The 10,331-nt window shown below is 43.3% G+C and carries 10 protein-coding genes; 5 read left to right on the forward strand and 5 right to left on the reverse strand.

The window, feature by feature from the left end; translation table 11 throughout:
• Nucleotides 1-238: 238 nt before the first annotated feature.
• From PX481_RS04510 to btpA, 3 genes are all read right to left on the reverse strand, one after another.
• Nucleotides 239-1,432, reverse strand: a complete 1,194-nt coding sequence (locus PX481_RS04510) for a DNA methyltransferase (protein ID WP_002763246.1) — start codon at nt 1,430-1,432, stop codon at nt 239-241.
• A gap of 109 nt (nt 1,433-1,541) precedes the next feature.
• Nucleotides 1,542-2,528 (reverse strand): vitamin K epoxide reductase family protein, encoded by a 987-nt coding sequence (locus PX481_RS04515; RefSeq protein ID WP_288093792.1) that lies wholly within the window; start codon nt 2,526-2,528, stop codon nt 1,542-1,544.
• 177 nt (nt 2,529-2,705) lie between these two features.
• Nucleotides 2,706-3,557 (reverse strand): photosystem I biogenesis protein BtpA, encoded by an 852-nt coding sequence (btpA, locus tag PX481_RS04520; protein WP_043999475.1) that lies wholly within the window; start codon nt 3,555-3,557, stop codon nt 2,706-2,708.
• Between the two features lie 471 nt (nt 3,558-4,028).
• Here btpA and rimO point away from each other — a divergent pair, with 471 nt between their 5' ends.
• The 4 genes from rimO (at nt 4,029) to PX481_RS04540 (ending at nt 9,073) form a co-directional block, all read left to right on the forward strand.
• Nucleotides 4,029-5,342 (forward strand): 30S ribosomal protein S12 methylthiotransferase RimO, encoded by a 1,314-nt coding sequence (gene rimO / locus PX481_RS04525; RefSeq protein ID WP_012265912.1) that lies wholly within the window; start codon nt 4,029-4,031, stop codon nt 5,340-5,342.
• Nucleotides 5,343-5,383: 41 nt separating this feature from the next.
• Nucleotides 5,384-6,823 (forward strand): DEAD/DEAH box helicase, encoded by a 1,440-nt coding sequence (locus tag PX481_RS04530; protein ID WP_002763242.1) that lies wholly within the window; start codon nt 5,384-5,386, stop codon nt 6,821-6,823.
• 223 nt (nt 6,824-7,046) lie between these two features.
• The gene (locus PX481_RS04535) at nt 7,047-7,400 is read left to right on the forward strand and encodes a hypothetical protein (RefSeq protein ID WP_002741232.1); all 354 of its coding nucleotides are present in this window, start codon (nt 7,047-7,049) and stop codon (nt 7,398-7,400) included.
• 5 nt (nt 7,401-7,405) lie between these two features.
• The gene (locus tag PX481_RS04540; RefSeq protein ID WP_288093794.1) at nt 7,406-9,073 is read left to right on the forward strand and encodes a DUF7226 domain-containing protein; all 1,668 of its coding nucleotides are present in this window, start codon (nt 7,406-7,408) and stop codon (nt 9,071-9,073) included.
• Nucleotides 9,074-9,157: 84 nt separating this feature from the next.
• Here PX481_RS04540 and PX481_RS04545 read toward each other — a convergent pair whose 3' ends face one another.
• Complete coding sequence (locus tag PX481_RS04545) at nt 9,158-9,286, reverse strand: hypothetical protein (RefSeq protein WP_288093795.1); 129 nt, start codon at nt 9,284-9,286, stop codon at nt 9,158-9,160.
• A gap of 88 nt (nt 9,287-9,374) precedes the next feature.
• Here PX481_RS04545 and PX481_RS04550 point away from each other — a divergent pair, with 88 nt between their 5' ends.
• Nucleotides 9,375-9,809, forward strand: coding sequence for a DUF4332 domain-containing protein (locus PX481_RS04550; RefSeq protein WP_288093796.1), 435 nt, complete (start codon nt 9,375-9,377; stop codon nt 9,807-9,809).
• A 28-nt stretch (nt 9,810-9,837) separates the two neighbouring features.
• On the opposite strand, the gene PX481_RS04555 is transcribed toward PX481_RS04550, so the two are convergent.
• On the reverse strand, nt 9,838-10,182 hold the full coding sequence (locus tag PX481_RS04555; RefSeq protein ID WP_159294496.1) for a phenylpyruvate tautomerase MIF-related protein: 345 nt from the start codon (nt 10,180-10,182) through the stop codon (nt 9,838-9,840).
• Nucleotides 10,183-10,331: the final 149 nt, after the last annotated feature.

Consider the following 10,331-nt stretch of genomic DNA (forward strand, 5'->3'; position numbering starts at 1 on the left):
ATTGGAGTGATTGAGGGGAAAATTCAGGTACTTTTTCCCTGAAAATTAGGTAGTTGACCACCTGAAAATCGGTAAAACCCTACACCCCACACCCCACACCCCACACCCTGCCCCCAGGGAAAACTTTTTCAGCAGACCCTAGTTAGTTGCTGGGTTGGGATTGTTTACTGTTTAATTACAACTATAGCAATAGTCAATAAATTGTGAAAAAGCATCAAATCTTTTCAATTCGTTAAAATTAAATATTAACAGGGTCAATATATAATCTCTTATCTAAAATTGGTGTTTTTTGAATATTATTGACTTTGGCAATTGCTGATTCTAAACATAGCTGGTTTTCTGAAGATACAAACAGCCTACTGCTTTCCAATACCTCAAATGCTACCTCTCTAGAAATTTGTTCTATTACCTCTTGGCTAACTTGATTATTTAAGTTGATAAAATTAATTATATCCTCTATAATAACTTTACCAAATTTATTCTTAAATTTTCTTTTTTGTCTTAATACTTTCTGAAATAGCTTGGCTTTGACACCTATTTTTTCAATAATATCAGCATTATAAAAAGGTACGCCAAGAACGTTAGATTCTTGTCCTACAATTAAAACAATTCTTGCTTGCTGCTTGCTGACTCTTGCCAGTTCCTTTAAAATGTCACCCATATCTAAACAGTATTGTACTACAGTGTAAAAACGATTACTCCTATTTGCTCTATTAGAACCAATTTCTGACTTGGCTATCTTGAGTAAATCCCATCCTAAGATTTCAGCAGATTGACGATAATTTTGATGGTAATTAAAAACATTTATATAGGGTGGAGAAGTCACAACAAAATCTATCTGATTATTTTTTAGTGGTAGAGAACGAGCATCAGATAATTCAACCCTGATCGGCTTTTGAGAGTAAGGTAGCTTAGTAATTATATTGCTAAGATGTAAAAATTTTTTCTGAATAAATTCCTGAGTAATTTTATTGTTACACACATCAAAAATGATTACTAAAGCATCAAATAAAACCTTTGACCGATCCGGTAGCATATTCCTAGTATTTTGCAATTTATCTACTAAATTTTCTACTTGGTCACTGACTTCAAAAATTCTCAAAGGAAATTCTTGATCGAGGATATTTCTCAGGTTTTTAAGAACTTCTTTTTTTTGAGAATCATTGATAAATTCATAGGTACGACTCATGATATAAGCAGCGGGATTAATCTCAAATCCATAAGCTTCTAGGGATAAATAACTTGCCTCTAGCAAAACAGTTCCGCTACCCACAAAAGGATCGAGGATGACCGAATTAGATGGGCAATAGAAACTTAAAATAGTCTCTATCAGTTGGGGTGAAAACTGACCTCGCCAAACAAATAAATTGGCTCTAGTTTTATCAATAATGTCAAGTTTGTCTTGGGGTATAGGTTGATCAAAATCTGGCAACTTTCAATCTCCCTCTATTGCTAAGAACAAAATTAAAGTTCTACTTTATCTAGAGAACAAACACCATAAAATGTCGGGGCTGAACAGGGTTCAACCCCTCAATATTTTCCTACTTACGTCCCGGAACTGTATATTTAAAATTCATCGGGCCAGTATAACCAGAAACCTCAGCCAATTTCTCTAATCTTTGGGTTCCCGAATATTCTTGACCCTTAATAATCCAAGTGGGGAAACCTTTAATTCCGGCATCGCGACAAGCTTGAGGATTACCATTAACCCCTTGGGGATCACATTCGATATAAACCCCTTCTTTTTTGAGGATTTCTCCCGCTTCCTTACCAAATAACTGTTTTTGATCGTAACAGTGGGGACACCAAAAAGCCCCGTATTCTTTCGCACCAATTGCTTTTAAATGTTGAGCCAGGGCGATTTCTGTCTCTTCCGAAACCGTGGTTACTTCCCAACCGTAGGGAGGTGTAGCCGCTGTCATTGGCCGGGTAATTTCTTCTTTTCCTCCTGCCACCGTCGGGGAATTTACTCCCGCATAAACCGCTAAAGTTCCCACAAAAGTAATCATTGCCACTACAACCATCGGCAGTATAATTTGTCCTAAACCTTCCCATTCGCGACCGATAATTGTGAGAATTAATAGGGTTAAAGCGAACAAAGCTGAAGTGATGCAGTAGGGACACAATTCCTTTAATTCCGTGGCTAGAATATACATTAAATAACCACTAAATACCGCCATCGCCGTCGCCCCCGCTAACAGCAATAACCAGGTATTATTTTCTAAACTTTTGCGGAGATTTTTCTGAGTTTCCCCATTGATAAATAGAGGACTGAGGGCAAAAACCGCCATGGCAATATAGGCCAAAAAACCGAACAAACTCAAGGGCAGCCCGAAAACCGTAGCGTAGGGACTATTCAGAACACCACTACAACCAGCCCCATCACTAGCCCCGGCAGTACAGGCAGCAGCCCCTCCCGTCAGTTTGGTAATGGTTAAATAGCCGGTCAGAATCGCCCCCACGATCGAAACGCCCCCAATTAGGGGCCGGGAGTAGCGATGAATCCAAGGTACAGAACGACGACGCATAATATTATTTAGATTAAATTACAGCAGAATTCAGGAGTCAGGAGTCAGGAGAGAAATCTCAATGCACTTTGTTGAAAGGAAAAATTCCCTAACCATATTGTGTTAATTAGGACGTTTTCAATTCCTAAAAACTTAGGATAGCTATCCCCTGAAACTATCCGCCATTCTAGCAAGGGGTTATGTGGACAGAGGCAAAGAAGGCAGCGAATTATCAATTTTTGCCTTTTGATCGTTGATCAGGCGTGCCGTTTCCACAAATTGCGACACCCGGATCGGATCCACCGGTTCAGTAATTTTGCCATGACGCTTGAGGGAACTAGCCACGATCACCCCATCAGCAGCCGGCAGTAACCGCCCGATATTGTCCAGATCAGCCCCGCTGCCGATAAAAACCGGTGTTCCCTTGGCCGCCGCCACTGCCAGTTCCAAATCCTCAAAACTAGGGGGGCTACCGGTGGCCCAACCGGAGAGGATCACCCCGTCTGCCAGTCCCCGTTCGATCGTATCTTGCACTGCCGTAGTCAGATTAGGGGTTCCCAAGGGGCGGGCGTGTTTAACTAAAACATCCGCTAAAATTTTGACCTCAGACCCCAATTCGCGGCGATAACGCAGGAGTTCGTGGGCCTGACCCTCAATAATGCCCTGATCGGTGGCCATAACCCCCGTTAGCACATTAACCCGAATAAATTGGGCATTAACACAGGTAGCGATCGCTAAAGCACTATGGGCATCATTGCGGAGAACATTAAGACCAATCGGTAAGACCACCAGATTTTTAATGCGATCAACAATTAACGTCATGGCGCTAACCACGGCGGGATCCACCTGTTGCTTAGTAAAGGGGGCATCAAAAAAATTCTCGATAATCAAACCATCAACACCACCGGCAGCCAAAGCCGTCGCCTCCTGTTCAGCCCGCTCGATCACCGTCTTGAGACTGCCACCCCAACGGGGGGAAGTGGGCAGGGGGGCGAGATGAACCACGCCAATAATCGGGTTTTTTGTCTTGAAAGTTGCAATTAAGTTCACAGCGTATACTACTCTTAGCGTCCCCAACCATGCGCCGCTCACCCATTTTAACAGGGTGAAGGCCTACCCACGGTTCCACGGGGGGGAAATTATTTTAACTTAGTGCCAGCATTCGTCCCTCGCGCTTAGTGCGATGGGACGGGGCTTTTCAAGGGGCGAAGTAATTCGCCCCACAGTTCCCCTCATCAATGCTGACTTTGTATATAGACAATTCCAAAAAACTATGTTATCATAAACGGGTCTTGACCACTATTCCTTAAGCGATAACCGAGCTTCGGGGGGTCGTGTTGCAAGAAAAAGTGTGGGTCTTAGGAACTAGGACTCCTGCCTGGGTCGGGAAGGTAAGACTTGCTATCTTTCGAGGTAGAAAGCGCATCCCATTGAAGCAGGAAGCTCTCAAATCCGTTGAGAGTAGTTCACAATGTCTTAACATTAAAAGAGAAGTTTAAGATTTGGTTGATACTCGATCGCATGGGCAATAAGCCAACCATCGCCATCTCACACCTAGGCTGTGAGAAAAACCGGATCGACTCCGAGCATATGTTAGGACTGCTGGCCAAGGCCGGCTATCCCGTAGATAATGACGAGGAGTTGGCCGATTACGTTATCGTTAATACCTGTAGTTTCATTCAAGCAGCTAGAGAAGAATCCGTTCGCACCCTCGTGGAACTGGCGGAAGCTAATAAAAAAATTATTATCTCCGGCTGTATGGCCCAACATTTCCAAGATGAACTCCTGACGGAATTGCCGGAAGCCGTGGCCATTGTCGGCACGGGGGATTATCAGAAAATTGTCGAGATCGTCGAACGGGTAGAGACGGGAGAACGAGTCAAGGAAGTCAGCGCCGATCCCACTTTTATCGCCGACGAAAATCTGCCCCGTTATCGCACCACCAGCGAGGGAGTCGCCTATCTGCGGGTGGCCGAAGGCTGCGATTATCGCTGTGCTTTCTGTATTATTCCCCAGCTGCGCGGCGATCAGCGATCGAGATCGATCGAGTCCATTGTGGCCGAAGCGCGACAATTGGCCAGCCAAGGGGTGCAAGAATTAATTCTCATTTCGCAAATAACAACCAATTATGGGTTAGACTTATATGGCGAACCCAAATTAGCGGAACTCTTGCGAGCGCTGGGAGAAGTCGATATACCTTGGATTCGCGTTCACTACGCTTACCCGACCGGGTTAACGCCAAAGGTTATCGAGGCGATCCGAGAGACCCCGAATGTTTTACCCTATCTAGACTTGCCGCTACAACATTCCCATCCCGACATCCTGCGGGGGATGAACCGTCCCTGGCAAGGACGAGTCAACGATGGCATTATCGAGCGGATCAAGCAAGCTATCCCGAACGCGGTTTTACGAACGACTTTTATCGTCGGTTTCCCCGGAGAAACCGAGGAACATTTCAGCCATCTGCTGGAATTTGTCAAGCGTCATGAGTTCGATCACGTCGGGGTGTTTACCTTCTCCGCCGAAGAAGGTACAGCCGCTTTTGACCTGCCCGATCCAGTGCCACAGGCAATTATGGACGAACGCCGCGAAAGGTTGATGTTAACTCAGCAACCAATCTCGGAACGCAAAAATCAAGCTTATATCGGTCAAACTGTCGATGTTCTCATCGAACAGGAAAACCCAGAAACAGGAGAATTAATCGGGCGCTCCGCTCGTTTTTCCCCGGAAGTGGATGGCTTGGTTTATGTGACAGGGGAGGCGATTCTAGGTGCGATCGTACAGGTCCGAATCACTGCGGCCGATACCTACGATCTCTACGGCGAAATAGTCTAATTTTTCCATTTTTCTTATTTAATTCCCACAAAACAATCCCTATGACCACTGGTTTCAACAATTTAGGTTTATCCGATAGCCGTCTTCAACACCTAGAAACGCTTGGATTCACCACCCCCACGGAAATTCAAACCAAAGCCATCCCTCTCCTTCTAGAAGGGCATGACATGGTAGGAATGTCACAAACGGGAACCGGCAAAACCGCCGCCTATTCCCTGCCTTTACTGGAACGCATGGACACCAAAAATCCTAACGTTCAAGCTTTAATCCTCACCCCCACCCGGGAATTAGCCCAACAGGTGGCCAGCGCCATCAAAGATTTCTCTGATGATCGTCGTCTCTTTATCCTGACAGTCTGTGGTGGTCAATCCATGGAACGTCAGATCCGCAGTCTGGAAAAAGGTGTCCAGATTGTGGTCGGGACTCCCGGCCGGGTAATCGATCTGCTCGATCGCAAAAAACTCCATCTCGAATCCTTAAACTGGGTAGTCCTCGATGAAGCGGACGAAATGCTCAGTATGGGTTTTATCGATGATGTGAAGAAAATTCTGCAAGCATCCCCCTCCACCCGTCAAACCGCCTGTTTCTCGGCAACTATGCCCCGGGAAATCCGCGATTTAATCGCTAATTTCTTGAAATCTCCCGTTTCTGTGACGGTTTCTCAACCCCAGGCCGCTCCTGCTAAGATCGAGCAGAAAATTTATCTGATCCCTCGCGGTTGGACGAAATTAAAAGTCCTGCAACCCCTGTTAGAGATCGAACCCCTAGAATCGGCGATTATTTTCGTCCGCACCAAGCAAACCGCGGCCGAATTAACCAGCAAACTGCAAGAAGCGGGGCAAACGGTGGATGAATACCACGGTAACTTAAGCCAAGTGCAACGGGAACGACTGGTGCAACGTTTCCGCGAGGGCAAAATTAAATTAGTGGTAGCCACGGATATCGCAGCCCGCGGTCTAGATGTGGAAAATCTCAGCCACGTTATTAACTATGATCTGCCGGATAATGCCGAAACCTATATTCACCGCATTGGCCGCACGGGCCGCGCTGGTAAAACGGGAACTGCTATATCTTTAGTAGAACCGATCGATCGGCGTTTGTTGCGTCAGATTGAACAGCGTCTGCGTCAACGTCTGGAATCTAGTCCCATTCCTAGCCGCACCGAAGTAGAAGCAAAACGCCTGGCCAAGCTGCAAAATCAGCTAAAAGAGGCTTTATCGGGGGAACGTATGGCTTCTTTCTTGCCTTTAGTGCGGGATTTAAGTGAAGAATACGATCCCCAAGCGATCGCGGCGGCTGCCCTGCAAATGATCTACGATCAAAATTGTCCCCAGTGGATGAAAACCGATTGGGAAGTTCCCGCACCGACGAGCAGTAAACCGGTGATTAATAAAACTCCCCGCAGTGGTGGTAGTAAGTACCCCTCTAAGTCGAATAACCGTCCTTCCCTGGACAAAAAAATCGTCTTTCAGGAACGTTAATTTTTAGTTCTTGAATGGATAACTTTAAGAGTTGATAGACCGTTTTGGTTCTATCAACTTTTTTTTGTCAGGTAATTTCCCAGTACGTCGTCGAAAGCATTCTACATAATTTTATAGCTAAACTTTTGATAATTGATTCTAATCAAGTATTTGGGCTTTGTTTGACATTTTTGCTGATAATTACTATATAATTGTCTTAAATGAATAAATTTGAACATTTAATATGTCGAGTTCGTCAGAACCTTATCGTGGGAGGGTACAAGCTCAAGGAGACGATATCCAGCAAGAGGGTGGATACAGTTGTTCTTGGGCAAGAAAAAATCCTGTTACTGCTAAAGAAGGATTATCATTTCTTGCTAATATTAAAGGGCAATGCAGCGAATGTCAACGAGAGGAACGGAAACAAGCGTTTAGAAAAGCTGAACGCTTTGTTACAAATGCTAGTGAGCAAGGTGGTGTCACTCCAGAGGCACAACCGCACTCATTTCAGGATTCTAAACGTAAAACTAAAAACGCCCGTGTAGATATTGAAATTCGCAGTGGTCTTACCTTTATCCCTTCGCCCCAAACAGAATGACAACGATGCTTAGAAGAGTACAACAATTTTTAGACTCTGGCGATAGTGATAACGCTAGAGAAGAAATTGATAGAGCTTTCGGCAATCTGAGAAGGGTGGATAGTCATGTTAGAGAGTTTGCAGATCTGTTGGCACTGGGATCGATCAAAGCTTCAGAAATCGGCTTAGGGGTATTGGGACGTAAGCTTCTACAGAATGACAGCGAGATTAACAATGAGGTTGTTTGGTTATTTATTGCGTCAATTTTATCTCGCAATAGTATTCCCCCTGATAGTCCATCTAGAATCAGCCTACTTGTTCTTACCGCTTCTGTCAATAGTTGGGAATTACCAATTTTTGCGCTTCTTGCCCCTGCCCTCGACGCTTTTTTTAAAGTTAGTCTTGCGGACGGAACCCCTTTAATTGCCGAACAAACTTTTGATTTTTTGGCCACTTGGGGAAGAATTTATGCGAAAGCACCTCATGTCAAAACGCAGCTTCAAGAACTTCAATCTCTTAGTAATAATCTATTAGAGCAAGTAGATGACTCAGAGTTAAAAGCTGAATGGTCAGAGGGAATTAATATATTTTTTGAAGAAGCCAGGACAACCAAATATTCAGATAGTAATGTTTTTTCTGCTGGTGAAGAATTAATTAAAAAAATTTATAATACTCAAAGTTTACAGCGCAATACAGAAGATAAGAATTTGGCAGAGACAAAAGACAAGTTACTCCAATTAGTCACTTCGTCTCTTGCCACTATTGGAACAGTTCTTGATAGTGATGGATTGTCAGTTGCAGTTCGTATTGACAATGATTCTAAAGATAGAAAATCTTGGTCTGTAGTTGCTAGTGTAATTGATAAATTAGAGCGGTTATTTCAAGAAATTGCCGATCTGACTTTTGAGAGAATCAATAAACTTCCCGCTTTTACTCCAGCGCAGGCAATACCTGGTTCTTGGACAATTATACTTCATGTCAATCTCAGTCCTAATCACGCAAATTTACTGGCAAAAACTATCTCTGACCTTTCCTCAGGAAAAATTGATAATGAAAGTGAAAATGACTTAGAAGTTGTTAGTATTTGGCAAGATTGTGTCACAAAAATCAAAGAGGATGATTTGCGAGTAGATATGGCTGTCTCCATTAATTCTTCAGAATTTAATGTCATTAAAACAATTTCTACAGAACATGAATATATATCTAGTTTAACAGGGTTAAAATCACGATCTATCAGGGTTCTTTCTCATGATATTCCACAAGCTGATAGGTTAGAACGAGTTGTTGATTTATCTTCGCTGTTAATTCAATATCCTCATTCTTTGCCAACTGTTCGACAACAGTTTTTGGATAGAAATGGTATTACAGAAAGGCAGTTTTCCTACTATAGAAGGGCTGCAGAAATTCTTAATCTGGCTGACGAACGAGTGCAGCCAACTACTGCTTGTTTCATGCTTGATCGTCTGTCAGAAAAATCAAAAAAAAGATTCTTGGCTCACCAATTTATTGCTTCAAAGGTGGGTTTGGCATGGTTTAAGTGGCAAAATGCTCATGATCTCTCCGAAATCAAACCAGAAAGAGCAAGAGAATTTTTACTAGAAGTGTGTCCGTCACTTTCAGAAAGTACTGTTGAAAGACGTGCTAAAACTTTACAATCTTGGTTAAGGTATTTCTTGGGTACCGAAAATGAATAAGCAAAAAATGCAAGCTTTCAGGCATAATCGGTGGAGTGTAGGAAACTCACCCCATCATCAGCCAATTGACTTTTTCAGCAAACCCTATATAATTTTGACTTTTTTATACTGTTCCGTCACGGTGGCATTTAATAGATCATCTTTAAAATTTCTGATTAATTTAATTACTAAATTATAAATACTGATGTATTCTTCATAATCGATAGCCCGCATGGGTTACGCTACCGCTAACCCATCCTACAAATAATTGTGCCTCCCTACTTAACTGCTATAATCTACTTATCAATAGTTAATAATTTCGATGAATCGATCGCAACTTATCCACAGGCAAAGCTGGTTAATTGAACATTTGCCGGGGTTAAGTGACCAAGATTGCCAAAAATTAAAGGATTGCGGTATCGACACCACCGCACAACTTCTGCAAAAAGTTCGTCCGCAATTGGGTAAGGAAAAATTAGCAGTAAGAATGCAAATTCAGGCTAAATATATTAATAAGTGGGTGGCAATGGCGGAATTAGCCTCGATTCCCACCGTGGGTTGTCAATACTGCGGTTTGCTGGTTCATGCCGGTATTGCTTCCATCCCGCAATTGGCACAGACATCAATTCAGCAGTTGCATCGACAGATTCTCCGCTTTCAGGTGGCTAATCTGCAAAGACGCGATTTATGTCCCGATATTGCGGTGATGTTAGCTTGGATTGAACAGGCAAAAATCCTCACCAGAGAGTTAAAATAAGCCCTATCTCCGATAATTTTGGCATAAATTAGCCAAAAGTAGTGCCATTCCATCCCCAAAGATCACCTTTCGCCTCGGCAAATTCTAGATAAATGCGATTTTTCGGTATTCCTAAATAAGCCTCAATTTCTTGACAAAAATCACTACTCATGCTTTTAGTTTGAGCGGCGGAAATAGAACCAACACTTTTAATCTCCACATAACACACCGGCTCAAAAGTGCCAGCAAAAGTCATTTTTATACCCGATTCTAAAGCTGTCATCACATAGGATTCGGGTTTTCCCAGATGTTTAGCTAATTTAGCCGAAAGACTCTGCAAAAGTTGATTAACCGTCTCATCATCGAGGGAGGTGACAGAAGTTTGAATTTTAATTAGGGTTTGCTGAAAAAGCTTTTCCTGGGGGCAGGGTGTGGGGTGTGGGGTGTGGGGTGTGGGGTTTTACCAGTTTTGAGGTGGTCAACTACCTAATTTTCAGGGAAAAAGTACCTGAATTTTCCCCCGATCCCCGCAATGGCTGGCAC

It is taken from the genome of Microcystis sp. M53603_WE2 (assembly GCF_030065435.1).